This window comes from Altererythrobacter sp. CAU 1778, from assembly GCF_054482795.1.
Window position 1 is genome coordinate 1,218,442 of the sequence record NZ_JBTLRP010000001.1, and the last position, 24,798, is coordinate 1,243,239.

Here is a 24,798-nt window from a genome sequence, read left to right on the forward strand (position 1 = left end):
GCCGAACAGGCCGGAAGCCTCAGCCTTCGCTGGGGCTTTCCGGTTATGGTCAGGGTTCGAAAACGAGCTTCCCGACCAGTTCGCGATTGGCCATGGCGGCCAGCCCCTCGCGCCATCGCTCCAGCGGGAGTGCACGGTCAATAATCGGAGCAATCCTGCCCGCTTCGGCAAGCCTATGCACCGCCTCCGCAATGGCCCGCCCGCGATCAGGCCGACGTCGCGCATATTCCCCCGCGCGAAGGCCAACGACGGAGAACCCCTTTATGAGCGGGATATTGGTGGCGATCTCGGCAATACGCCCGCTGGTGAAGCCGACGACCTGAAGCTGTCCGCCAAAAGCCACGCAGCGGGTGCATTCGTCGAACACATCGCCGCCGACGAGGTCGAATGCGATATCGCACAGCGCGCCTTTAGTAATCTCGCGGACCTGTTCGCGAAAGCGCCCCTCGGTCAGCACCACAGCGTCGGGTGAAACTGCGTCACGAATCGCATCGATCTTCACCGCGACACCCGTCCCGGCGATGACCCGCGCGCCCATTGCGCGGGAAGGTCGCAGGCAGCCAGGCCGACGCCTCCGCTTGCTCCCGTCACGAAGACCCATTGCCCGGCCTCCAGCCGGCCCAGTTCCATCAGTCCCGTCCAGGCGGTCGTGTATGCTGCGCCGAGCGAAGCCGCCTGCGCGAAGGTCAGCCCTTCCGGTACGCTGCGCAATGCGTGCGCGGGAAGGCAAGCGTATTCGGCAAAAGCGCCGGTCTTCGCGCTGCCGCTCACCCTGTCGCCGGGCGCAAAATCGCTGGATGGGTCGGCCTCTACCACTTCGCCTGCCCATTCCATGCCGAGCACGAAGGGCAGGTCAGGTTTGAACTGATACGCCCCGCGCGTCATCAACAGGTCGGGAAAATTGAGTGCGGCCGCGCGGATGCGGACAAGGATTTCGCCGGCGTTTCGGCGCGGCATCGGGACCTCGGTCAGTTCCACGCCGGAGAAATCGTCCGACAGCGTGCTGACCAGTACAGCCTTCATCAGCCTAGAAATTGTCCTTCGCGGTGCGCAGGGCGGCAAACGTCTCGTGCGGAGCCTCTCCGCCCCACTTCGCCATCAATGCGGGGTCGTCGGCGCGCAGGAAAGGGTTGGTTGCCAGTTCGCGGCGCAGGAGAGTGGGGACGGTCGGCTCCCCTCTCGCGCGCTTGGCTTCGATCTCGCTTGCGTAGTCCTGCAGCGCCGCATTGTCCGGATCGGCGTGAAGCGCGAATTTGGCATTGGCAGCCGTATATTCATGCGCGCAGTAGAGGGTCGTATCGTCCGGCAGTGCCTTGATCCGCTGAAGGCTGTTCCAGAACTGCTCCGGCTGCCCTTCGAACATACGCCCGCAACCGAGCGCGAAGACACTGTCACCGACGAAGGCCATGTCGGCCAGCGGAAGGTGGAAGGCGATGTGGCCGTTGGTGTGGCCCGATACGTCGATCACCTTGGCAACGAAGCTGCCCAGCGACACTTCGTCGCCATCGCTGACCACGCGGTCGATGAGGGCGATCCGCTCAACCTCACGGGGGGCGACCACTGTCGCGCCGGTCGCATCGACTATGGCCGCATTGCCGCCCGCATGGTCGGGGTGCCAGTGGGTGTTCCAGATCTGCGTGATCCGCCAGCCCTTGGCCTCCGCCTGCCGGAGATATTCGGCACCGTCGGGGGTATCGATAGCGGCAGTCTCTCCACTGTCAGGGTCGCGGAGGAGGTATCCGTAGTTGTCGGAAAGGCAGGGGAACTGGTGGACGATCAGGGTCATCGGTCCAGCCTACGCCGCGTCACATCAATAGAAAAGGCCCGCCTGCTCGGGTGAGCAAGCGGGCCTTTCGAAATCCCGTCGAAGGGAAAGACGATTATTCGCCCTTCTTCAGCGCTTCGCCGAGGATGTCGCCAAGCGACGCGCCGCTGTCGGACGAACCGAACTGCTGCACCGCTTCCTTCTCTTCAGCGATCTGACGCGCCTTGATCGAGAAGTTCGGCTTCTTCGAACGGTCGAAACCGATGACCATGGCGTCGACCTTCTGGCCGGTCTGGAAGCGATCCGGACGCTGTTCGTCGCGGTCGCGGCCGAGGTCGGAGCGCTTGATAAAGCCGGTCGCGCCATCGTCGCCAACCTGAACTTCGAGGCCGCCGTCGCGCACTTCGAGCACGGTGACGGTGACGACCTGGTTGCGGCGCAGCGAGTCGCCCGCACCGGCTTCGGTCGGAGCACCCTTTTCAAGCTGCTTCATGCCGAGGCTGATGCGTTCCTTGTCGGTGTCGACGTCGAGCACGATGGCTTCGACCTGCTCGCCCTTGCGGTGCAGGGCCAGAGCGTCTTCGCCGGAGATGCCCCATGCGATGTCCGACATGTGGACCATGCCGTCGACGTCGCCGTCGAGGCCGATGAACAGGCCGAATTCGGTCGCGTTCTTGACTTCGCCCGAAACCTTGCTGCCAACCGGATGCGCTTCGGCGAATTCTTCCCACGGATTGCGCTGGGCCTGCTTGAGGCCGAGCGAAATGCGGCGCTTCTCGCTGTCGACTTCCAGCACCATCACTTCGACTTCCTGCGAGGTCGAGACGATCTTGCCAGGGTGGACGTTCTTCTTCGTCCAGCTCATTTCGGAAACGTGGACGAGACCTTCGATGCCCGGCTCCAGCTCAACGAAGGCACCGTATTCGGTGATGTTCGTGACCGTACCGCTCATCTTGGCACCGACCGGATACTTCTGGCTGACGCCGTCCCACGGATCGCTTTCGAGCTGCTTCATGCCCAGCGAAATGCGCTGCGTTTCGGGGTTGATGCGCACGATCTGCACCGTGACCGTCTGACCGATCTCGATCATCTCGGTGGGGTGGTTGATGCGCTTGTAGCTCATGTCGGTGACGTGCAGCAGGCCGTCGATACCGCCGAGGTCGACGAAGGCGCCGTAATCGGTGATGTTCTTGACGACACCGTCGATCACCTGGCCTTCGGTCAGCTGGTCGATCAGTTCGCTGCGCTGTTCGGCGCGCGTTTCTTCGAGAACTGCGCGGCGCGAAACGACGATGTTACCGCGACGGCGGTCCATCTTCAGGATCTGGAACGGCTGCGGCATGTCCATCAGCGGGGTGACGTCGCGCACGGGGCGGATGTCGACCTGCGAACCGGGCAGGAAGGCCACGGCGCCGTCGAGATCGACGGTGAAGCCGCCCTTCACGCGGCCGAAGATGCGGCCTTCGACGCGCTTGCCTTCGCCGAACTCGCTTTCCAGCTTGTCCCAGGCAGCTTCGCGGCGAGCGCGGTCGCGCGACAGCATGGCCTCGCCGTCGGCGTTTTCGATGCGGTCGACGAACACTTCGACTTCGTCACCCACCTTGGGGGCTTCGTCGCCTTCGCCACGCTGGAATTCCTTGAGGTCGACGCGGCCTTCGCTTTTTAGGCCGACGTCAATGATCGCCATGCCGTTTTCGATTGCGGTGACGGTGCCGTGCACGACGCGGCCTTCGAAGCCGCCATCATCCGCACCACCAAGCTGTTCGTCGAGCATTGCCGCGAAATCGTCGCGGCTCGGGTTAGCCGAAGAGGCCATATTTTTAGAGTCCTGTACTGTCATTTCCGGCCACCGGTTTTACCGGGGTCTTTACCCGTCTCCCGCACTATTGCTGGGGCCAACGGGGCAAGAGGGCCGAGTGTCTCCGCGAGGCCGGATGCCGCCGCGAAGGTTCCGTCTATCGAGGGATGTCGAGAACGGACGCGCGCCTAGGTCGGATCGACCAAAAAGGCAAGCAAATTGCGGCGGCGATGGCTCGCCCTAAAGGGCCAGTTTCGCCTCGACGATGGCGATGGCGGCGGCAATGGCAGCGTCGCGGTCCAGCTCCGAGGTGTCGAGCGTGATGGCGTCTTCGGCCGCTACGAGCGGGGAATGCGCGCGCTCGCGGTCGCGGCGGTCGCGTTCGGCAAGGTCTGCTTCGATGCTATCCAGCGTCACGGTTTCTCCGCGAGCCTGCATCTCCAGGAAACGCCGCCGGGCCCGCGCTGCCACGCTGGCGACAACGAACAGCTTAAAGTCGGCGTCCGGCACGATGACCGTTCCGATGTCACGCCCGTCCAGCAGGGCGCCGCCGGGCTGGCGCGCAAATTGAAGCTGTCGCTCGCGCAGGCGCTCACGAACTCCGGGATGGACCGAGACGCGGCTCGCCAGCCCACCCGTAGCTTCGCTTCGGAGCACGGGATCGGCCAGCAGCCCAGCACGGAAGTCGGTTGCCGCGATTGCGTCCGCCGGGTCGTCAGGGTCGCCGCCGGCCAGTTCCACTTGTCGCCCGACCGCGCGGTAGAGCAGTCCGGTGTCGAGGTGCGGGAGGCCGAAGTGCGCAGCGAGCGCCTTGGCGATGGTGCCCTTGCCCGAAGCCGTCGGGCCATCGACGGCGATGATCACGCCGTTTCTTCCGATGGGCGACGCGCACGCCGTTCCCGCAATGCCTTGGTCAGGCCCCACAGGGCAATGGCGGCCCAGAACCCTTCGAGCACGAGGCTGGGCCAGTTGGTGTGGACAAGCAGCGAGACCGTCAGCAGCGCTGCGCCAGCCAGATTGGTGCCATGCAGGATATAGGGGTTCGGCGCGTCCTTCCACGTAAGGTAGGCATAGGCTGCGATGATGCAGGCCATGCCGACGAAGCCGACCATGGTATAGACATCGAAGCTCATCCCGCCGCGCTTTCAAGCAACGGCATGAAGTTCGGGAAGCTGGTGCGGATCGGGGCGGTGTCGTCGACCTCGACGCCATCGCGGCTGGCCAGACCGGCAACGGCCATGCTCATGGCGATGCGGTGATCGAGATGGGTGACGATCGGCGCATTGGCACTGCCGCGCAGCGGTTCGCCACCGCTGCCCTGGATGGTGAGGCCATCCTCGCTTTCCTCTACCCTCGCGCCGATCGCCGTCAGAGCGTCGGCCATGGCGGTAAGGCGGTCGCTTTCCTTCACGCGCAATTCGTCGAGACCGCTGGTGGTGGTCGTTCCGCTGGCGAGCGCCGCGGCGACGAACAGCACCGGAAACTCGTCGATCATGGCAGGGGCAATCGCCGAGTAGACGTCGATCCCGGTGAGTTGCGAGTAGCGCACGCGCAGGTCGGCGACCGGCTCTCCCCCGACTTCGCGCGGGTTCAGTTCGGCGATGTCTCCGCCCATGTCGCGCAGAACCTGGACGAGACCAGCGCGCGTGGGATTGAGGCCGACGTTTTCGATGGTGAGGTCGCTGCCGGGAACCAGCAGCGCAGCGACGATGAAAAAGGCAGCGGAGGACGGATCGCCCGGCACCTCGATCACCTGCGGGCGCAGATCGGCCTCGCCGTGAATTTCGATGACCCGCTCGCCATCGACCTCCTCGACCCGCAGATTCGCGCCGAAGCCGCGCAGCATCCGTTCGGAATGATCACGCGTCGGCACCGGCTCGATGACGCGGGTGATGCCAGCGGTGTTCAAGCCTGCAAGCAGCACGGCGCTCTTCACCTGTGCGCTTGCGACCGGCAGGCGGTATTCGATCGGCACGGCGGGATAGGCGCCGTGCATTGTCAGGGGCAGAGTGCCACCGGGAGAGGCAGTGAAGCTTGCCCCCATGCGCGACAGTGGCTCCGTCACCCGGCCCATCGGGCGCTTGGACAGGCTGGCGTCGCCGGTAAAGGTCGCGGTGATTCCATGGCTCGCCACGATGCCCATCAGCAGGCGCGTGCTGGTGCCCGAATTGCCCATGTCCAGCGCGCCGCGCGGTTGAAGCAGACCGCCGACGCCGACGCCGTGGATCCGCCACTCCGCGCCCGATTTCTCGATCGACGCGCCCATTGCCTCCATCGCGGCGGCAGTGGCGAGGACATCTTCGCCTTCCAGCAGTCCGGTCACCCGTGTTTCGCCCACCGCCAGCGCCCCCAGCATCAGCGACCGATGGCTGATCGATTTGTCGCCCGGCACGCGGATCGTGCCGGTCAGCGGCTGGGACGGAAAGAAACGGTGAGGGCTGGTCATATCGGCTCGCGTTGAAGGGCGGGCGGCTTTTGACAGCGCACCGGCCCTATGGCAAGGCGCGCCCGCCTGTGATTCGTGACATATCTGCGGCCTTGATTTCGGCCCGCGTCACCACCATCACATTCGAGAGATTTTCGCCGGGCCGTAAATGCATGGTCCGGGTGCACAAAGGATATTGCAATGGTCAAACCGGAATGGGGCACGAAGCGGACCTGCCCGAAATGCGGGGAGCGGTTCTACGATCTCGGCAACGAGGACCCGGCGACCTGCGTCGAATGCGGCAACAGCTGGACGCCTGAGCCTGTGCTCAAGGCCAAGCAGCCGATCCCGTTCGAGGAAGAGAAGAAGAAGAAGGAACAGGAATCCGACAGCGATCTGGCGGATGACGATCTGGAGGATATCGACGAGGATTCGGATTCGCCGGACAACGAAGTCGATCTCGGCGGTGACGACGATCTCGGTGTCGAAACCAAGACCAAGGGCGACGATGACGACGCGGCCGAAAATTGATCGGGCGATAACTGAACGGAAATTGATGCTTGCGCTGGGGGCAGGCCTTGAATAAAGGGCTGCCTCCCGCAAGGGCCGGGGCGCCGTACACCAGTGGCGCACCGGAAATGAATGGCACGGGGCCTTAGCTCAGCTGGGAGAGCGCTACAATGGCATTGTAGAGGTCAGCGGTTCGATCCCGCTAGGCTCCACCATTCGCTCATATAAGTCGGATTTCATTCGGGAAATCCGCAACGCTGGCCGACGAGGTTTCGTCCGCCGGCGTTTTTCGCGTTTTCGGGCCGTGGTCCGAAATTAGGAGTAGGTGAGCGCCATGTTCGACAGCCTGTCAGACCGGCTCGGCAATGTCTTCGACAAGCTGCGCGGTCGCGGTGCGTTGGGCGAACAGGACGTGCGCGACGCGATGCGCGAGGTGCGGATCGCGCTGCTCGAAGCCGATGTCGCGCTGCCGGTCGTTCGCCGCTTCGTCGACGCGGTCACCGAGAAGGCGATCGGCCAGGAAGTCCTGCGCTCGGTCACGCCGGGCCAGCAGGTGGTCAAGATCGTCAATGACGAGCTGGTCGAGATGCTCGGCGGCGAAGGCACGGCCCCGCTGGTGCTGGAAGCCAGACCGCCGGTCGTGATCATGATGGTCGGCCTGCAGGGTTCGGGCAAGACGACCACCACGGCGAAACTCGCCAAGTTCATCCGCGAAAAGCACGGCAAGAAGCCGATGATGGCCTCGCTCGACGTCAACCGTCCGGCGGCACAGGAACAGCTCAAGGTGCTCGGCGAGCAGGTCGATGTCGCGACCCTGCCGATCATCGTCGGCCAGGCGCCGGTCGACATCGCGAAGCGCGCGATGGAAGCGGCGCGCCTGCAGAACACCGACGTTCTGCTGCTCGACACCGCAGGCCGTCTGCACGTCGATGCCGCGCTGATGGAGGAGATGAAGGCCGTCGCCGCTGTCTCCGCGCCCACCGAAGTGCTGCTGGTGGTCGACAGCCTGACCGGCCAGGATGCCGTCAACGTCGCGCAGAATTTCTCCGGCGAAGTCGACCTTACCGGCGTCGTCCTCACGCGGATGGACGGCGATGCGCGCGGCGGTGCGGCGCTTTCCATGCGCTATGTCACCGGCAAGCCGATCAAGTTTGCCGGCACCGGCGAGAAGCTCGACGCACTGGAGGCTTTCAATCCCTCGCGCGTCGCGGGTCGCATCCTCGGCATGGGCGATGTCGTCAGCCTGGTCGAAAAAGCCGCGCAGACGATCAAGGAAGAAGATGCCGAAGCGCTGGCGAAGCGCATGGCGAAGGGGCAGTTCGACCTCAACGACCTGCGTACCCAGTTGCGGCAGATGCAGTCGATGGGCGGGCTGGGGATGCTCGCCGGGATGTTGCCGGGTCTCAAGAAGGCCAAGGCCGCGATGGCGGCGAGCGGCACGGACGACAAGGTTCTGGTCCACATGGACGCGATCATTGGTTCGATGACGGAAAAGGAACGCGCACGCCCCGAATTGATGAATGCCAAGCGCAAGAAGCGCGTCGCGGCAGGTTCGGGCACTTCTGTACAAGAGGTCAACAAGGTGCTGAAAATGCATCAGGAAATGGGCCGCGCGATGAAGCAGATCAAGAAGATGGGTGGCCTCAAGGGCCTCGGCGCGCTGTTCGGCAAGGGTGGCATGGGCGCCGCCATGCCCGGTCTTGGTGGAATGGGCGGCGGAATGCCGGGCGGCATGGGAGGCCTTGGTGGCAAGGGTCCGGGCGTCGACATGGATACGCTGCCCCCTGATCTTCAGGACATGCTCCGCAAGAAATGATTTTTATTCAGTGATTTGATTTGGAAAGGTAACGAACAATGGCAATTGCAATCCGTCTGTCGCGCGGTGGCGCGAAGAAGCGTCCCTACTATCGCATCGTGGCTGCCGACAGCCGCCGGTCGCGCGACGGCAAGTATCTCGAGCAGCTGGGCACCTACAACCCGCTGCTGGCCAAGGACGACGAGAAGCGCGTCCAGATGAACGAAGACCGCGTGCGTTACTGGCTCGGCGTCGGCGCACAGCCGAGCGACCGCGTCGCCCGCTTCCTCGACGCTGCCGGTATTCAGGAACGCGCAGCACGCAACAACCCGAATAAGGCAGAGCCCGGCGAGAAGGCCAAGGAACGCGCTGAGGAAAAGGCGGCCAAGGCTGCTGAAGCCGAAGAAGCTGCAAAGGCCGCCGAGGAAGAGGCTTCGGCCGAAAACGACGCCACGGGTTCGGTGAAGAGCGAAGAGACCGCCGAAGCGGTCGCCGACGCTGCCGAAGGCGAAACCAAGGACGGCGACACCGCCGAAGACAAGGCCGCGATCGCCGAGGAAATCGCCGAAGGCGGCCCGACGAACGAGCAGGCCGACGACACTGCTACGGCGGATGAAGCTCCGGCTGCAGACGCTGCCGAAGACAAGGGCGAGTAATCGCTCCGATGCCGGATACGCCCGTCACTCTTGCCGCCATTACCGGTGCGCACGGCGTGACGGGCGAAGTCCGTCTCAAGCTGCTGGGTGATGGTCTGGCCGCTCTGAAATCGCACAAGCGGTTCGAGGCCGATGTCGACGGCGGCGTCCTGATCCTCACCAAGCTGCGCGACGACGGCAAGGGCGGGGCAATCGCCCGCTTCGACCAGGTGGCGGATCGTACCGCCGCAGAAAAGCTGCGCGGAACCACGCTATCCGTCCCGCGCGATACGCTGCCTCCGCTGGAGGAAGGGGAGTTCTACCACGCCGACCTGGTCGGGCTCGCCGTCGTAACCGACGGTGGCGTAGCAATCGGCACGGTTCACGCGGTCGAGAACTTCGGCGCGACCGACATTGTGGAGATCGAACGGCCCGATGGGCGCAAGTTCATGGTCCCCCTGACGGCTCAGGCGGTGCCTAGTTGGGACGATCAGCAGCTGATCGTCAGCGCCAACTTCGTCGAGGACTAGCGCCGGATCGGACGTTTCTTCGCCAAGTGGTTGCGAATGGTGGTCGCCGCAACGCCCGCCTGACCCATCGCATGACTGATCTGGTCGAGTCCCTTTACCACGTCGCCGGCAGCGAACAGGCCCGGGACGTTCGTTTCCAGATGATCGTCGACGAGAATGCATCCTTCCTCGGTCGTCGCGGCGCCCGCTGCCTCCGCCAGTTCGGAGCGGATGTGTGATCCGAGGGCGGGATAGACGCTGTCGAACGTCATGCGCCCCTTCGCCGTGTCGAAGCCCAGCTGCTGCCCCTCAATCGCGAAACCGCCGCATGGCCCGGCAACACGCGCGATCCCCGCATCGTCGAGCCTGGCCGGGCAATCTCCGTCGAGATCGTGGTCGCCATGAGGGCAGACTAGCGTGAGGTCAGCGGTAAATCCGCGCAGGAACAGCGCCTCGGCAGTGCCGTGATCCCCTGTTCCGATGACGGCAACTTTCTTGTCCGTGACTTCATATCCGTCGCAAACGGGGCAATAGCGCAGCATCCCGCCTGCCAATGCGGCATCGTGAACATCGTCTTCCAGGGCATCGGGTCGCCGATTGATCACGCCCGTCGCCAGCAGCACGCTGCGCGCGGTATGTGTGCCGCTTTCCGTGCCGACGGTGAAGTGGTCGCCCGTCTTTGCCAGATGCTCCACCCGCGTGCGTTCGAGCAGTGCGCCGTATTTTCTGGCCTGCGCGTGCATGCGCTTGAGCAGTTCCTTGCCCGCGATCCCATCCGGATAGCCCGCGTGATTATGCGTGCAGGGTATCCACGCCGCCCGGCTCGTCCCGCTGTCGAACAGGCGTATGTTGAGATGATAGCGCGCGAGATAGATTGCCGCGGTCAATCCCGCAGGTCCGGCGCCGATAATGATGCAGTCGTCGATTTCGTCCATTCCTCAGCCAACGCACGGGATGGCATTGGGTTGCGCGGCGGGTTAGGGGCGGGGCAAGCAGTTAGCTTGGTGGAAGCGCGATGCTCTATATCCTCATTGTCAGTGGGGCCTCCGCGCTACTCGTCGCGGCTATACATCTCGGTCTGCTGGCGACGTCGAAGGGTCGTACTCCGCGATTTCGTCGCTTCGTAATGGCTGCTCCGGCATTCCTGCTTACAGCCATGGGCGCCGCGCGGTTGTTCTGGCCGATCAGACTTTCGCCCGAACAATGGCAGGCGGCTGCAGATTACGAGCTGGCAGACCCCGGCCCACTCTCATTTGTCGAAGCGGTCTATTTTGAGTTTGCGCCGGCTCTCGTCTATTCGGTGGTCGCAATGATAACCGTATTCATGCTCAGGAAAATTCACAAGCCATGACCTTCGCCGCAACCATCCTCACCCTTTACCCCGAGATGTTTCCCGGGCCGCTTGGCGTGTCGCTGGCGGGGCGGGCGCTGGAGCGGGGGGACTGGTCCTGCCAGACGGTGCAAATCCGCGACTTCGCCACCGACAAGCATCGCACCGTTGACGATACGCCCGCAGGCGGCGGGGCGGGGATGGTGCTGAAACCCGATGTGCTCGCCTCTGCGCTCGACAGTGTGGCCGATACGCGACCCGTGCTCGCCATGACGCCGCGCGGACGGCCCATCGATCAGTCGCGCATTCGAGCTCTGGCGGCGGGGCCGGGGGTCACCATCCTGTGCGGCCGGTTCGAAGGGTTCGACGAGCGCCTGTTCGAAGCCCGCCCGCAGATCGAGCAGGTCAGTCTTGGCGACGTCGTCCTTTCGGGCGGAGAACCGGCCGCGCTTGCCATACTGGATGCTTGCATTCGCCTGCTCCCCGGCGTAATGGGCGCCCCCGACAGCGGGCATGAAGAGTCGTTCGAAGACGGCTTGCTCGAATACCCGCAGTTTACCCGACCTCAGGAATGGGAAGGGCGCACGATCCCTGAAGTGCTGCGATCGGGGGATCATGCGAAGGTCGCGGCATGGCGCAAGTCCATGGCCGAGGCTGATACACGGTCACGCAGGCCAGACCTTTGGGAGCGTTACAGGAACGCTCGGGACTGACCTGCCTCTGGCGCGCAGGCATAAAAGAAGGTGACAAGGCATGGGCCTTATCCAGGAACTCGAAGCCGAGGCAATTGCGAACCTTGGCAAGGACATCCCCGAATTCCGCCCGGGCGACACCGTTCGCGTCGGCGTGAAGGTCGTGGAAGGCACGCGTGAGCGTGTGCAGAATTTCGAAGGCGTCGTAATCGCGCGCCAGAACCGCGGCATGGGCAGCAATTTCACCGTGCGCAAGATGAGCTTCGGCGAGGGCGTGGAACGCGTATTCCCGCTCTATTCGCCGATCGTCGACAGCATCACCGTGGTGCGTCGCGGCGTCGTGCGTCGCGCCAAGCTGTATTACCTGCGCGGCCGCACCGGCAAGCGCGCTCGTATCGCCGAGCGCAAGGTGACCGTGAAGGCCGACGCGTAAGCGCGGTTCGCTTTCATCCCCGCAGAGCGCGGGGGCAACAGTTGCAAAGAGGGCGCTCCGGGCTAGAACCGGGGCGCCCTTTTTCTTTCCGGGAACATGAAAGCCTTGCCATGCGAACACTCCTGCCCGCGCTCGTCGCGCTCGCTCTTGCCGTGCCTGTTTCCGGGCCTGTCCATGCGCAGGATCGCGAAGTGAGCCAGGATGGGCCGGACCTGACGTTCGAACGGGTGTTCGCCTCACCACCGCTCGACGGGGCGAGCCCGCGGCAGATGAAGCTGTCACCGGATGGGCGGTACCTTACCTTGCTGCGGAACCGCGCGGACGACCGTGAACGCTACGACCTGTGGGGCTACGACCGCGAGAACGGCGAATGGCGGATGCTGGTCGACAGCGAGAAGCTCGGCACGGGCCGCGAACTGTCGGAAGACGAGAAGATGCAGCGTGAGCGCGCGCGCGTCGGCAACCTCAAGGGCATCATCACCTACCAGTGGGCCGATGATGGCGAGGGCGTGCTGGTCCCGCTCGACGGCGACCTCTACCTCGCGCGGCTCGACGGGACGGTGACGGGGCTGACCGATACGGAGGAAAGCGAACTCAATCCCAAGCTCAGCGACACCGGCACATGGCTCGCCTTCGTGCGCGACCGGCAGGTCTGGACCGGCAAGGTCGGCGAGGAAGCGCGACCGATCACGCCCAGGGAAGCCGACACCATCCGCTGGGGCGAGGCGGAATTCGTCGCGCAGGAAGAAATGGGGCGGATGACCGGCTTCTGGTGGTCGCCCGACGACAGCCGCATCGCCGTGCAGCGCACCGACGAAAGCCCGGTCGGCGTCGTCACCCGCGCAGCCATCGGCGCGACGGGCACAAGGGTATTCGATCAGCGCTACCCCGTCGCGGGCAGCGCCAACGCCATCGTCGAACTCTACATCATGGACCCGGACGGGCAGAACCGCGTGAAAGTGGATCTGACCTCCAACCAGCGCGCGCCCTATTACAATGCCGCCGATCCGACGGACTTCTATCTCGCCCGCGTGGACTGGGCGCCCGATGGCAATCTCTACGTCCAGCGCCAGAACCGCGCACAGACCTGGCTCGACCTGCTGCGCGTCGATCCCGCGACCGGGGCAAGCGAAGTGGTGGTGCAGGAAGAAGCGGCGCAGACCGCCGCCACAGGCTCGGAAGAATACTGGGTCAACCTGTCCGACGACTATCGCTTCCTGAAAGACGGTTCGCTTCTGTGGTGGAGCGAGCGTGATGGCTTCGGCCATATCTACCAGTATCTCGCAGAAGAGGGCTGGCGCGGATACCGGCAGCTCACCAAGGGACAGTACGCAGTCACGAAGCTGGTCGGAATCGATCAGGAGGCGGGGCGGGTATTCTTCACCGCGACGAGCGAGGACAATCCGCTCGAACAGCACGTCTACGGTTTCACCATCGGCAGTGCGGATAAGCCGGGTCGCCTGACGGAGGCTGGCTTCACGCACACCGCCAGCATGGACAAGGACGGCAAGACGCTGCTCATCAGCCGCTCAAGCCATGACCAGCCGCCGCAGACCTACCTTGCCGATGCGACCGGCAAGCGCCTCGCGTGGGTGGAGGAGAATGCGCTCGGCCCCGATCACCCCTACGCGCCCTATTTGCCGAGCCACCGGCCGGCGCAATACGGCACGGTCAAGGCAGCGGACGGGACGACCGACCTCTACTGGAAGATGGTCACGCCCGAGATGGAGACAGGTAAGCGTTATCCCGTGTTCTTCCACCACTACGGCGGCCCGCACGTGCAGGTCGTGACGCACGGCTGGGACGGCGCGCTGCAGCAAGCGGTGGTCGATGCGGGCTACATCTGGTTCGAGATCGACAACCGCGGCAGCGCCAACCGCGGCGTCGCCTTCGAACAGCCGATCTGGCGCGCTATGGGCGGGGTCGAAGTGACAGACCAGAAGACGGGGGCGGAATATCTCAAGACGCTGCCCTTCGTCGATCCCGACAAGATTGCTCTCTATGGCTGGTCCTACGGCGGATACATGACGCTGAAGCAGCAGGAGGCCGACCCCGGCCTCTACGCAGCCGGCATTTCCGGCGCGCCGGTCACCAAGTGGGAGCTTTACGACACCCATTATACCGAGCGCTACATGGGCGATCCCTCGACCCAGCGGTTCGCGGGCGACCCGGCGAACGGGCCTGAGAATTATGCGACCGCCAGCGCCATTCCCGACGCAGGCAAGATCGCCGATCCGCTGCTGCTGATCCACGGCATGGCCGACGACAACGTCGTGTTCGAGAACTCCAGCGAGCTGATCGCGGCGCTGCAGGAAGCCAACCGCCCGTTCGAGATGATGCTGTATCCCGGTTACACGCACCGCGTCAGTGGGGAGAACATCAGCCCGCACCTGTGGAACACGATCTTTGCCTTCCTCAACCGGCACGGGATCACGCCGCCCGAATAGGGCAGTCCCGCTTGTCCGCGAACAAGGCGAATTGTTTTGCGGCGCGGTGCTATCGCGCTATGTCCGCGCGCCTTGCATGATGGAGTAATCGAACAATGGGTTATCGGGTAGCAGTCGTCGGCGCGACCGGGAACGTGGGCCGCGAGATGATGGCAATCCTCGCCGAGCGCGAGTTCCCCTGCGACGAAGTCGCGGCGGTCGCCTCCAGCCGGTCGGTCGGAAGCGAAGTCGAGTTCGGCGACACCGGTAAGATGCTGAAGTGCAAGAACATCGAGCATTTCGATTTCACCGGCTGGGACATCGCCCTGTTCGCTGCCGGAAGCGGCCCGGCGAAGGAATATGCGCCGAAGGCCGCGGCCGCAGGCTGCGTCGTCATCGACAATTCCTCGCTCTACCGCATGGACCCCGACGTTCCGCTGATCGTGCCGGAAGTGAACCCCGACGCGATCGACGGCTATTCCAAGCGCAACATCATCGCCAACCCCAATTGCTCCACCGCGCAGCTTGTCGTGGCGCTGAAGCCTCTGCACGATGTCGCGACGATCAAGCGCGTCGTGGTGAGCACATACCAGTCCGTTTCCGGCGCCGGTAAGGAAGGGATGGACGAACTGTTCGAGCAGAGCCGCGCGATCTTCGTCGGTGACGCGGTCGAACCGCGCAAGTTCACCAAGCAAATCGCCTTCAACGTCATCCCGCACATCGACGTGTTCATGGACGACGGCTCCACCAAGGAAGAGTGGAAGATGGTGGTCGAAACCAAGAAGATCCTCGATCCGAAGATCAAGCTCAACGCCACCTGCGTCCGCGTGCCCGTGTTCGTCGGCCATTCCGAGGCGGTGAACATCGAGTTCGAGAATGAAATCACGGCGCAGCAGGCAATGGACATCCTGCGCGAAGCACCGGGCATCATGCTCGTCGACAAGCGCGAGGATGGTGGATACGTTACGCCCGTGGAAAGTGCTGGCGACGGCGCGACCTACGTCAGCCGCGTGCGAGAGGATCCGACGATCGAGAACGGCCTGACCCTGTGGTGCGTTTCCGACAATCTGCGCAAGGGCGCCGCGCTCAACGCTGTCCAGATCGCCGAATTGCTCGGCCGCCGCCATCTGAAGAAGGGATAAGTCCATGCGCGCCATCGCCGTCAGCCTGATCGCCAGTCTCGCTCTTGCCGGCTGCGATGCCAGCGGCGGCGGCGCGCAGGAGGAAGCCCCTGCCGAAGCGCCGGCGCCCAGCGAACCTGTGGCACAGGGCAAGGTGGTCCTGAGCGCAGACGGCGTTGCCGCGGGCTCCGAGAGCTTCCGCTTCAACGCCGGACGCAGCGAGGTCGACAGCGCAGTCGCGGCGGTGCTGGGCGAGCCTGGCGAGCGGGGTGAGAACGCGGAGTGCGGCGCCGGTCCGGTGCAGTTCAGCACCTTTGACGGGCTAACGCTGAATTACCAGGACGACAGGCTCGTCGGCTGGTTCGCCGAAGGCTCTGACAATATCGTAACGGTCGACGGTATCGCCACCGGCGTCCCCTTCACCCAGTTGCAGGGCGAACGGCAGGCAGCGATGGTGGAAGACACCACGCTCGACGGAGAGTTCAGCTACGCCTCCGCCGACGGGGCGGACATCGGCGGCTTCGTCGATGCGCAGGGCAACGTCGCGTCGCTGAATGCTGGCGTGAACTGTTTCTTCCGATGAGCGCGCGGGAAATGTCCGGCGGCTGTCAGTGTGGCCGCGTTCGCTACCGCGCAATGGTCGACCCGCAGGAGGCGTATCTGTGCCACTGCCGAATGTGCCAGCGCGCGACCGGCGGTTTTGCGGCGAGCTTCGTCTCCGTTCCGCTCGACACGATGGCGTGGGAGCGTGAGGCCGACTGGTACGACAGCTCACCCATCGCGCAGCGCCCGTTTTGCGCGGAGTGCGGCACGCCGCTGGGTTTCCGTTTCACCGAAGATGCCACCAAGATGGACCTCACGGTCGGCAGTTTCGACGATCCTGCCGATTTCCGGCCCGCGCATCACTTCGGCGCGGAAAGCATGATCCACGAAAGCTGGCTAGAAACCTCCGCATTGCCGTGCATCCGCACGGAAGAACACAAGCCGCTGGTCGACAAGTGGGTGAAGGCCGAAGGCCGCCAGCCGGACTGATCATTCCGACGGGGGAGGGGGCGGGCCGCCCGGCGCCTGGTTGCGGCGCATCAGGAACGCCAGCGGAATTGCCGCGAAGCTGATCCACATCATCAGGTAGAAGTCGTCGATATAGGCGATCATCGCCGCCTGCCGGTTGATCTCCGCATCGACCAGCCGCATCGCGACATCGCCGAAGCTTTGAAAGCGGTCGACAGCCGATACATCGATGGCGCTGATCGTGCTGCTCGTGACATCGCTGGCCAGATCGGCGTGGCTGGTCTGGATATTGCGGGCAAGCAGCACCGTCATCATCGAAATCCCGGCCGACGCGCCGAGGGATCGGGTCAGGTTGAGCAGGCCCGACCCGTCAGTCCGCAGGCTGGGGGGCAGGGTGGCGAACGCGCTGACGTTGAGGGGAATGAACACCAGCCCGATGCCGAGCCCCTGCACGAGGCCGGAGAACACGATATTGTAGCGGTCGACCGCGAGCGACCAATGGCTCATCTCGAACAGGGAGATGCCGCAGATCAGGAACCCCATCGCCACCACGGGTCGCGCGTCGAAGCCCTTGCGCATCAGGAAACCCGCGATCTGCATCGACAGCAGCACGCCGATGCCACGCGGCATCAGGACGAGGCCGGTGTCGATCACATCGTACCCGAACAGGCCCTGCAACATCGGGGGCATAAGCGCCATGACGCTGAACAGCACGGCACCGACCACGCACATGAAAGTCATCGCGATGACGAAATTGCGATCCGCGAACAGCGCACGGTCGAACAGGCCGTTTCGCGCAGTGGTCAGGTGGATGATCGCCATCCAGGCGGCGGAAAGACAAAGGATCAGGTAGAGCCAGATTTCCATGCTCTCGAACCAGTCGGCCTGCTGGCCGCGATCGAGCATGAGCTGGAAGCTGCACAGCGCCACGGCGATCATCGCAAAGCCGGCGATGTCGAACTTGCGCGTCCGCTGCTCGCGCTGAGGCAGGTTCGCCATCAGTATCGCGAGGCTGAGGATGCCGATGGGCAGGTTGACGTAGAAGACCCAGCGCCAGTTCCAGTTCTCGGTCAGCCAGCCGCCCAGCACCGGGCCGAGAATGGGGCCGATCATGATGCCCATGCCCCAGATTGCCATCATCTGCGGGTGGCGGCTGGGCTTGGTGGTATCGAGCATGAAGCTCTGGCTGAGCGGTGCGATGAAAGCGCCCGCAATCCCCTGCATCGCGCGGAAAATCACCATTTCTTCGAGGTTCTGCGCCAGCCCGCACAGCATCGAAGTGCCGACAAATCCCGCGACCGAGAAGATGAACAGCCGCCGCGCACCGATCCGGTCCGCCAGCCAGCCGGTGACGGGCAGGGCGACGGCGGAGGTGATGATGTAGCTGGTCAGGACCCAGGTAACTGATTCCGCCGTCGCGCCAAGCGCGCTCTGCATATGCGGGATGGCGACATTGGCGATCGTTGTGTCGAGCACCTGCAGCAGGGACGCGGCCATGATCCCGACGATCAGCAGCATGTGATTGCGCACCGGCAGCTGCGCCTCGTCGGCGAGTGGCTGTGGCGGAGCGCCCGGTCGGCTGGTCGGGGCGGCTGGTCTGGCGGCGCTCGCCATGCGCTATTCGTCCGTGAAGACCGTGACTTCGGCGGAAAGCCCGGCAATCAGGCGGCGCGGGCTTTTCGTCGTGATCGCGATCCGCACCGGCACGCGCTGCGTCACTTTCACCCAGTTGCCGGTCGCGTTCTGGGCGGGGAGGACGGAGAACTCCGACCCCGTGCCAGCGCCGATGAAGGCGACGCGGCCCTCCAGCTTCAGGTCCGGGTAGGCGTCGAAATGGATTTCCGCCCGTTGGCCTTCGCGCATGTCGTCGAGGTCGGTTTCCTTGAAATTGGCCTCGACGTAGCTGGTGCCGTCCGCGACCAGCGTGACGATGGGCAGGCCGGAGGCGACCTGCTGGCCGACCTGCAAGCGATCCGCCTGTGCGACCCGGCCCGCCATCGGTGCGCGGACTTCGGTCCGTCGCAGCGACAGGGCAGCGCTTTCCTTCTGCGCCTCGGCAGAGGCGATGCGCGGGTTCTCGCCCGGCACGGCGGCTCCGGTGGCAAGTTGTGCGCGCGCAGCCTGCTGCCGCGCCTCGGCCAGCCGCAGGCTTTCGCGCGCCTGCGACACGGCGTGCTGCGCAGCCTCGTAATCGGCCTTGGTGCTGAAGCCACGTTCCCACAGCGCTCGGACACGTTCGTACTTGGCCTGCGCGAAGCCGATGTCCTCGCGCGCACCGTCGATCGCGGCGTTGGAGAGGTCAGCATCGTTGGCGCGTGCGGTAAGATCGGCCTGCGCGGTCGCGATCGCCGCATCGGCTTGCGCAATTTCGAGGCGGTAGGGTTCAGGATCGATGCGGAAGAGCAATTGGCCTTGGGCAATCTCGTCGCCTTCGCGCACCAGCACTTCTGTGATTTCGCCGCCGACCTGCGCGCTGACGCTGACCTTGTCCTGCTGGAGATAGGCATTGTCCGTGCTGACCTGCCCTTGCAGACTCAGCCAGTAGAACAGGCCCGCCGCGGCCAGCACCAGCGGCACGGCAAGCATGAGGGCCAGCCGCCCCCAGCGCCGCGCGGGCCGCGCGGCGGGCGCCCCGTTCTCTGCATCGGGCATTGCCTGTGCGCCCGCGTCAGCCATTGGCGGCCTCCTTCAGCCCGGCGGCTTCGAGATTGTCGGACACGATCTGCAACAGGCGCGAGAACGCCGCTTGTTCGGATGCGTCCAGTCCGACCAGCATATCGTCCACGAGACCGTCCACCGCGAGGCGAAGTGGGTCGACGATTTCGCGGCTCTTGTCGGTAAGGTGCAGGATACGCGCGCGTCGGTCCTGCGGATCGGGCAAACGTTCCAGCCAGCCCGATTCTTCCATGCGGTCGGCAATGCGGGTGAGAGTGATCGGTTCGACTTCCAGCCGCTCCGCATAGAAAGCCTGGTTCTGGCAGGGGTGCTTTTCCAGCGAGAGGAGCAGGCGGGCCTGTACGGCGGTCAGGCCAAGCCCGCGAACCCGCTCGTCGAACCGCCGACGGAGTAAGCGGGAATTGTCGGCGAGTTTGTATCCGATGTTGGAAATCATGCGCGTCGATATAATAAGGGTGCTTACTATCTGCAACAGGGCGGGTGTCCTGGGCTGATTTTGCCGTTAGGGGATTTGACCATGAAAGATCTGCAAACCACCCGCATCGCCAGTTTCGATGGCACGGAACTCGCCGTGCATCGCATGGGCGAAGGAAACACCCGGCGTAAGGTCCTGATGCTTCACGGCCTGTTTTCCAGTGCCGAGATGAACTGGGTTCGCTTCGGTCACGCGGCGAAGCTTGTCGAAGCGGGCTGCGACGTCATCATGCCCGATCTGCGCGCGCATGGTGACAGCGACAAGCCGCGCGATCCGCTGCATTACCCGCCCGGTGTGCTGTCGCGAGACGTTCAGGCGCTGGTCGCCGCGCTGGAACTGGAAGACTTCGACCTTGTCGGCTTCTCGCTCGGTTCGCGAACCTCCGCGCGCGCCGTGATCGACGGGGTCACGCCGCGCCGGCTGGTGCTATCCGGCATGGGCTTGCAGGGCCTTTCCGGCTGGCACAACCGCTCCGCTTTCTTCATCGACGCGATCGACCGGTTCGACGACGTGAAGCGCGGCGATCCCGCTTTCATGGCGGTCAGCTTCATGAAGACCATGGATGTCGACCGCGACGCCGCAAGGCTGCTGTTGCTCTCTGTCGAGGATACCGATGCTGACGAATTGCAGGCCATCGCCATGCCCACACTAGTTCTCTGCGGCGACAAGGATCGCGACAATGGCGACCCGCAGGCGTTGGTCGACGCCCTGCCAAACGCGACGCTAGCAACCATTCCCGGCACGCACATGAGCTCCGTGACCGAGGGCGCGCTGGGCGATGAGCTGGTTGCCTTCCTGTCCGCTTGATTAAGCCGCGTCACAGGTTCAAACTGGTATCAATCGAAACAGAACAATCACGAAGACGAGGATCGCTTACCCATGAAATTCGCCAAGACCGCGCTCGCCGCGCCGCTGTTCACGCTCGCCGTCGCTCTTGCCGCGCCTGCGCAGGCACAGGACACCCAGGCCGCGACCGCAGAAGATGCCGAAGCCTTTATCGCCGCTGCCGAGAAGGACCTGTTCGATTACTCGCTCGAAGCCAGCAAGGTTTACTGGATCAACGCGACCTACATCACTGACGATACGGACGCGCTCGCCGCGCAGGTCGGCGCGACGGGCACGGAGAAGTCCGTCGCCTACGCGCTCGAAGCCGCGAAATACGCCAACGTCCCGGGCCTCGATGCGGAGACCGCGCGCAAGCTCGACATCCTGCGCAATGGCATCGTCCTGCCGGCACCCACGACTGCCGGTGCCGCGACCGAACTGAACGAGATCGCCACGAGCCTCCAGTCGCAATACGGCAAGGGCAAGGGCGTTCTGAACGGCAAGGAAATCAACGGCTCCGACATCGAGGCCGAAATGGGCAATATCGAGCGGACACCCGCCGAACTGGCGGAGATGTGGGCCAGCTGGCACACCAATGTCGGTACCCCGATGAAGAACGATTACGCCCGCATGGTTGAAATCGCCAACGCCGGCGCGAAGGAGCTGGGTTTCGACAACACCGGCGCCATGTGGCGTTCTGGTTACGACATGCCGCCCGAGGAATTCAGCGCGGAACTGGAACGGATGTGGACCGAGGTGGAGCCGCTCTACAAGGCGCTGCACACCTATGTCCGTACCAAGCTGAACCAGAAGTACGGCGATGACGTCCAGCCCGCGACCGGCGCGATCCGGGCCGACCTGGTCGGCAATATGTGGGCGCAGGAATGGGGCAACATCTACCCGCTCGTCGCGCCCGAAGGGGCTGGCGACATCGGGTACGACCTCACCGACCTGATCACGGCGAAGGGCTATTCCGAACGCGACATGGTCAAGGTGGGCGAGCAGTTCTTCTCCTCGCTCGGCTTCGACCCGCTGCCGGAGACGTTCTGGAACCGCTCCATGTTCGTGAAGCCTGCCGACCGCGAAGTCGTCTGCCACGCCAGCGCGTGGGATCTCGACAACAAGGACGACATCCGCATCAAGATGTGCATCAAGAAGAATGCGGACGACTTCGTGACCATCCACCACGAACTCGGTCACAACTATTACCAACGGGCCTACAAGGAGCAGCCCTACCTCTACCTCAACGGCGCGAACGACGGTTTCCACGAGGCGATTGGCGACATGATCGCGCTGTCGATCACGCCGGAGTATCTCGTGCAGATCGACATGCTCGATCGCTCGGAGGTACCGGGTGCCGACAAGGACATCGGCCTGCTGCTGCGTCAGGCGATGGACAAGGTCGCGTTCCTGCCGTTCGGCCTGCTGGTCGACAAGTGGCGCTGGGGCGTGTTCGACGGTTCGATCACCCCTGCAACCTACAACAAGGCGTGGCACGATCTGAAGCTGGAGTATCAGGGCATCACTCCGCCGGTCGAGCGGCCTGCGGACGCCTTCGATCCGGGCGCGAAGTATCACATTCCGGGCAATACGCCCTACACGCGATACTTCCTGGCTCGCATCCTGCAGTTCCAGTTCTACAAGGCGGCCTGCGATCAGGCCGGTTGGGAAGGACCGCTTCATCGCTGCTCGTTCTACGGCAACGAGGAAGTCGGAAAGAACCTCAACGCCATGCTTGAAATGGGCGCGAGCAAGCCCTGGCCCGACGCGCTGGAAGCGTTCACCGGCACGCGCCAGATGAGCGGCAAGGCGATGGTCGAATACTTCAAGCCGCTGATGGACTGGCTGGAAGAACAGAACGAAGGCCAGACCGAAGGCTGGTGATCGTCTGACGCAGCAGAGCGCGTTTCCAATGCGCCAGAGCAATGATAGAGGGGCCGGGATGATGCGATATGCTCTCCCGGCTTTTCTCGCGCTCGCCGCCTGCGGCGCGAAGGCCGATCCGCCACCCATCGTACCCGACCCCGCGCTTGCCGGGCAGTTCCTGTTCGTCACCAACAAGGGTGACGGCACACTGTCGAAGATCGATCTCGGTACCGGGAAGGAAGCGCAGCGTGTCGACAGCTGCGAAGACCCGCATGAAATGGCAGCCTCCCCCGGCGGCGCTCACGTGGCGCTCGCCTGCTATGGCGGCACGACCGTCGCGATCTTCCGCGCGAGCGATCTGGCGCAGGTCGCCTCCATCGAACTGGGCGGAGCGGTGAAGCCGCACGGCATCGCCTGGCTTGCCGAGGCGGATGGGCAGGGCGATCGCATCTACGTGACAGCGGAAGGGCGCGAGGCGCTGATGGTCATCTCCGACCCGCTCGGCGCACGCCCGCAGCTGACCGAAATCAAGACCGGGCGGGGCGGCTCGCACATGGTGGCAGTCTCGCCCGATCGCACGCGCGGCTGGACGGCCAACATGATGAACCACACGGTCTCGCTGCTCGACCTCGACGAGGCGAAAGCGCTGAAGAGCGTGCCGCTGGAAGGCGAGCCCGAGGGTATTGCCGTGTCGCCAGACGGCGATGCGCTGTGGATATCCGCGCGCGCCGCCAATTCCGTTGTCGAGCTGGATCCGCGCACGCTGGAAAAGCGCCGCACCGTTCCCGTGGGCGCTTATCCGCTGCGGCTGATCATTCGTCCCCAGGGCGACGTCGCGGTGACTTCGGATATGGAGGACGGCGCGCTGAGCGTCATCGACCTCGACACCGCACAAGTGCTGCGCACGATCCCGGTATCGGGCCGTGACGACGCCGAGCGACGCTTTCAGGTGACCATCCTGTGGTCTGCGGACGGCGAGCGCATCTATGCTGCCGAAACCGGCACCGACACGGTGGCCGAGATCGATTACGCCAGCGGCAAGGTGCGCCGGCGGTTCGCCGTGGGGCGGCAGGGCGATGGCCTCGCGCTGATCGGGGAGGGCGGGAATGGCGGATAAGAAACCGCTCGCCGTGGTCGGCTGGCGCGAGCTGGTGCAGCTGCCCGAACTGGGTCTCTCCGGTATCCCGGCGAAGATCGACAGCGGCGCGCGCACATCCTCGCTTCACGGCGAGGTGCTGGAGGAATTTACCCGCGACGGGCAGCAATACGTCCGCTTCGCCGTCGATTTCGCCCGCCAGCACGTGCGGCAGGTATGCGAAGCGGTACACGTAGACATTCGCGGCATCACCAGTTCCAACGGCGAGACGCAGCGGCGCTACGTCATCAAGACCCCGCTCACCATCGGTGACCTGACGTTCCGCGCGGAGATCAGCCTTGCCGACCGCAGCGACATGCAATTCCCGATGCTGATCGGCCGCAGTTCTCTGCGCCGCCGGTTCCTCGTCGATTCGGGCCACAGCTGGCTCCAGACCCCCGGCCGCACCCCCGTAAAAGGCCACAAACCCTAAGGATCCCCCGATGAAGATCGCCATGTTGGCGCGCAATCCCGACCTCTATTCGCACCAGCGACTGAAGGAGGCGGCAGAGGCGCGCGACCATACACTCGACATTCTCAATACCACGCGCTGCACGGTGAACATCGCCAGCCACCGCCCGACCATCACCTACAATGGCGATACGGTGAAGGGGTACGACGCGGTGATCCCGCGTATCGGGGCGAGCATCACCAATTACGGCCTCGCCATCCTGCGCCAGTTCGAGATGTCGGGGGTGTGGCCGCTGAACGAGAGCGTCGCCATCGGGCGCAGCCGCGACAAGCTGCGTTCCATGCAGATTCTCGCCAAGTATGGCCTCGGCCTGCCACTGACCGCCTACGCCAACGATCCCAAGCAGGCGGAAGAGATCATCAAGGCGGTCAAGGGGCCGCCGGTCGTCATCAAGCTGCTCGAAGGCACGCAGGGCATCGGCGTCGTGCTCGCCGAAACGATGAGCAGTGCCAAGTCGGTGATCGAGGCGTTCCGCGGCGCCAACGTCAACATCCTGGTGCAGGAGTTCATCAAGGAAGCCGGCGGCACGGACATCCGCGCGCTGGTCGTCGGCGGCAAGGTCGTCGCGGCGATGAAGCGCACCGGCGCGGCGGACGATTTCCGCAGCAATCTCCACCGCGGCGGCAGCGCGGAGGTGATCAAGATCACGCCCGAAGAACGCTCAACCGCCGTGCGCGCGGCCAAGCACATGGGTCTCAACGTCTGCGGCGTCGATATGCTGCGCTCCAACCACGGCCCGGTGATCATGGAAGTGAACAGTTCGCCGGGTCTCGAAGGCATCGAGAAGGCGACCGGCAAGGATGTCGCCGGACTGATCATCGAGTTCACGGCGGCCAATGCGAAGGCGGGGAAGACGAAGACGAAGGGCAAGGGTTAGACGTTAGGGAAAAATCCAAGTT

General features: G+C 64.3%; 26 protein-coding genes, 1 tRNA gene and 1 pseudogene. 17 read left to right on the forward strand and 11 right to left on the reverse strand.

Features of this window, described 5'->3' with window-relative positions:
• Positions 1-49: 49 nt before the first annotated feature.
• The 7 genes from ACXYN8_RS05725 to aroA all read right to left on the reverse strand — a co-directional run bounded on the left by ACXYN8_RS05725 (position 50) and on the right by aroA (position 6,009).
• Positions 50-538 carry a zinc-binding dehydrogenase gene (locus tag ACXYN8_RS05725; protein WP_458888355.1) on the reverse strand — a complete coding sequence of 163 codons (489 nt, stop codon included), beginning with the start codon at positions 536-538 and terminating at the stop codon, positions 50-52.
• Positions 499-1,023 carry an alcohol dehydrogenase catalytic domain-containing protein gene (locus ACXYN8_RS05730; protein WP_458888356.1) on the reverse strand — a complete coding sequence of 175 codons (525 nt, stop codon included), beginning with the start codon at positions 1,021-1,023 and terminating at the stop codon, positions 499-501. Before ACXYN8_RS05730 ends, ACXYN8_RS05725 begins: the two co-directional genes overlap by 40 nt.
• A 4-nt stretch (positions 1,024-1,027) precedes the next feature.
• Positions 1,028-1,786, reverse strand: a complete 759-nt coding sequence (gene gloB, locus ACXYN8_RS05735) for a hydroxyacylglutathione hydrolase (protein ID WP_458888357.1) — start codon at positions 1,784-1,786, stop codon at positions 1,028-1,030.
• Between the two features lie 94 nt (positions 1,787-1,880).
• The gene (gene rpsA / locus ACXYN8_RS05740) at positions 1,881-3,581 is read right to left on the reverse strand and encodes a 30S ribosomal protein S1 (protein ID WP_458888358.1); all 1,701 of its coding nucleotides are present in this window, start codon (positions 3,579-3,581) and stop codon (positions 1,881-1,883) included.
• 222 nt (positions 3,582-3,803) lie between these two features.
• A complete protein-coding gene (locus ACXYN8_RS05745) occupies positions 3,804-4,427 on the reverse strand; it encodes a (d)CMP kinase (RefSeq protein ID WP_458888359.1) in 624 nt (207 codons plus the stop codon).
• Positions 4,424-4,696 carry a CBU_0592 family membrane protein gene (locus ACXYN8_RS05750; RefSeq protein WP_458888360.1) on the reverse strand — a complete coding sequence of 91 codons (273 nt, stop codon included), beginning with the start codon at positions 4,694-4,696 and terminating at the stop codon, positions 4,424-4,426. The genes ACXYN8_RS05745 and ACXYN8_RS05750 overlap by 4 nt, the downstream gene beginning before the upstream one ends.
• The gene (gene aroA / locus ACXYN8_RS05755; RefSeq protein WP_458888361.1) at positions 4,693-6,009 is read right to left on the reverse strand and encodes a 3-phosphoshikimate 1-carboxyvinyltransferase; all 1,317 of its coding nucleotides are present in this window, start codon (positions 6,007-6,009) and stop codon (positions 4,693-4,695) included. The genes ACXYN8_RS05750 and aroA overlap by 4 nt, the downstream gene beginning before the upstream one ends.
• Positions 6,010-6,189: 180 nt before the next feature.
• Here aroA and ACXYN8_RS05760 point away from each other — a divergent pair, with 180 nt between their 5' ends.
• The 5 genes and pseudogenes from ACXYN8_RS05760 (at position 6,190) to rimM (ending at position 9,458) form a co-directional block, all read left to right on the forward strand.
• A complete protein-coding gene (locus tag ACXYN8_RS05760) occupies positions 6,190-6,519 on the forward strand; it encodes a TIGR02300 family protein (RefSeq protein WP_458888363.1) in 330 nt (109 codons plus the stop codon).
• Between the two features lie 118 nt (positions 6,520-6,637).
• A tRNA-Ala gene (locus ACXYN8_RS05765) sits at positions 6,638-6,713 on the forward strand.
• 119 nt (positions 6,714-6,832) lie between these two features.
• Positions 6,833-8,314: a signal recognition particle protein gene (ffh, locus tag ACXYN8_RS05770; RefSeq protein WP_458888916.1), complete on the forward strand. Its 1,482-nt coding sequence runs from the start codon at positions 6,833-6,835 to the stop codon at positions 8,312-8,314.
• A gap of 38 nt (positions 8,315-8,352) precedes the next feature.
• A pseudogene (gene rpsP, locus ACXYN8_RS05775) lies at positions 8,353-8,805 on the forward strand (30S ribosomal protein S16); the annotation flags it as partial.
• 152 nt (positions 8,806-8,957) lie between these two features.
• A complete protein-coding gene (gene rimM / locus ACXYN8_RS05780; RefSeq protein WP_458888364.1) occupies positions 8,958-9,458 on the forward strand; it encodes a ribosome maturation factor RimM in 501 nt (166 codons plus the stop codon).
• Here the strand turns inward: rimM and ACXYN8_RS05785 are convergent.
• Entirely contained in the window at positions 9,455-10,372 is a 918-nt protein-coding gene (locus ACXYN8_RS05785) for an NAD(P)/FAD-dependent oxidoreductase (RefSeq protein WP_458888365.1), read from the reverse strand. The genes rimM and ACXYN8_RS05785 overlap by 4 nt on opposite strands.
• Positions 10,373-10,452: 80 nt before the next feature.
• Between ACXYN8_RS05785 and ACXYN8_RS05790 the strand changes: the two genes are divergently transcribed.
• From ACXYN8_RS05790 to ACXYN8_RS05820, 7 genes are all read left to right on the forward strand, one after another.
• Complete coding sequence (locus tag ACXYN8_RS05790; RefSeq protein ID WP_458888366.1) at positions 10,453-10,788, forward strand: hypothetical protein; 336 nt, start codon at positions 10,453-10,455, stop codon at positions 10,786-10,788.
• Positions 10,785-11,480, forward strand: a complete 696-nt coding sequence (gene trmD, locus ACXYN8_RS05795) for a tRNA (guanosine(37)-N1)-methyltransferase TrmD (RefSeq protein ID WP_458888367.1) — start codon at positions 10,785-10,787, stop codon at positions 11,478-11,480. The genes ACXYN8_RS05790 and trmD overlap by 4 nt, the downstream gene beginning before the upstream one ends.
• Positions 11,481-11,520: 40 nt before the next feature.
• Positions 11,521-11,892, forward strand: coding sequence for a 50S ribosomal protein L19 (gene rplS / locus ACXYN8_RS05800; protein WP_458888368.1), 372 nt, complete (start codon positions 11,521-11,523; stop codon positions 11,890-11,892).
• 110 nt (positions 11,893-12,002) lie between these two features.
• Positions 12,003-14,339, forward strand: coding sequence for a S9 family peptidase (locus ACXYN8_RS05805; protein WP_458888369.1), 2,337 nt, complete (start codon positions 12,003-12,005; stop codon positions 14,337-14,339).
• A 95-nt stretch (positions 14,340-14,434) separates the two neighbouring features.
• Positions 14,435-15,460 carry an aspartate-semialdehyde dehydrogenase gene (locus ACXYN8_RS05810; RefSeq protein WP_458888370.1) on the forward strand — a complete coding sequence of 342 codons (1,026 nt, stop codon included), beginning with the start codon at positions 14,435-14,437 and terminating at the stop codon, positions 15,458-15,460.
• Positions 15,461-15,464: 4 nt separating this feature from the next.
• On the forward strand, positions 15,465-16,022 hold the full coding sequence (locus tag ACXYN8_RS05815) for an aspartate-semialdehyde dehydrogenase (RefSeq protein ID WP_458888371.1): 558 nt from the start codon (positions 15,465-15,467) through the stop codon (positions 16,020-16,022).
• Complete coding sequence (locus tag ACXYN8_RS05820) at positions 16,019-16,471, forward strand: GFA family protein (RefSeq protein WP_458888372.1); 453 nt, start codon at positions 16,019-16,021, stop codon at positions 16,469-16,471. Before ACXYN8_RS05815 ends, ACXYN8_RS05820 begins: the two co-directional genes overlap by 4 nt.
• Here ACXYN8_RS05820 and ACXYN8_RS05825 read toward each other — a convergent pair whose 3' ends face one another.
• The 3 genes from ACXYN8_RS05825 to ACXYN8_RS05835 are packed head-to-tail and all read right to left on the reverse strand — an operon-like array spanning position 16,472 to position 19,562.
• Positions 16,472-18,064, reverse strand: coding sequence for a DHA2 family efflux MFS transporter permease subunit (locus tag ACXYN8_RS05825; protein WP_458888373.1), 1,593 nt, complete (start codon positions 18,062-18,064; stop codon positions 16,472-16,474).
• Between the two features lie 3 nt (positions 18,065-18,067).
• Positions 18,068-19,126, reverse strand: a complete 1,059-nt coding sequence (locus ACXYN8_RS05830; RefSeq protein WP_458888374.1) for an HlyD family secretion protein — start codon at positions 19,124-19,126, stop codon at positions 18,068-18,070.
• Positions 19,119-19,562: a MarR family winged helix-turn-helix transcriptional regulator gene (locus tag ACXYN8_RS05835; RefSeq protein ID WP_458888375.1), complete on the reverse strand. Its 444-nt coding sequence runs from the start codon at positions 19,560-19,562 to the stop codon at positions 19,119-19,121. Before ACXYN8_RS05835 ends, ACXYN8_RS05830 begins: the two co-directional genes overlap by 8 nt.
• 81 nt (positions 19,563-19,643) lie before the next feature.
• Between ACXYN8_RS05835 and ACXYN8_RS05840 the strand changes: the two genes are divergently transcribed.
• From ACXYN8_RS05840 to rimK, 5 genes are all read left to right on the forward strand, one after another.
• Positions 19,644-20,408, forward strand: coding sequence for an alpha/beta fold hydrolase (locus ACXYN8_RS05840; RefSeq protein ID WP_458888376.1), 765 nt, complete (start codon positions 19,644-19,646; stop codon positions 20,406-20,408).
• Positions 20,409-20,480: 72 nt separating this feature from the next.
• On the forward strand, positions 20,481-22,310 hold the full coding sequence (locus ACXYN8_RS05845; RefSeq protein WP_458888377.1) for a M2 family metallopeptidase: 1,830 nt from the start codon (positions 20,481-20,483) through the stop codon (positions 22,308-22,310).
• A 58-nt stretch (positions 22,311-22,368) separates the two neighbouring features.
• Positions 22,369-23,409 carry a YncE family protein gene (locus ACXYN8_RS05850; protein WP_458888378.1) on the forward strand — a complete coding sequence of 347 codons (1,041 nt, stop codon included), beginning with the start codon at positions 22,369-22,371 and terminating at the stop codon, positions 23,407-23,409.
• Complete coding sequence (locus tag ACXYN8_RS05855; protein WP_458888379.1) at positions 23,399-23,860, forward strand: ATP-dependent zinc protease family protein; 462 nt, start codon at positions 23,399-23,401, stop codon at positions 23,858-23,860. Before ACXYN8_RS05850 ends, ACXYN8_RS05855 begins: the two co-directional genes overlap by 11 nt.
• A 10-nt stretch (positions 23,861-23,870) precedes the next feature.
• Positions 23,871-24,776 carry a 30S ribosomal protein S6--L-glutamate ligase gene (gene rimK, locus ACXYN8_RS05860; RefSeq protein WP_458888380.1) on the forward strand — a complete coding sequence of 302 codons (906 nt, stop codon included), beginning with the start codon at positions 23,871-23,873 and terminating at the stop codon, positions 24,774-24,776.
• Positions 24,777-24,798: the final 22 nt, after the last annotated feature.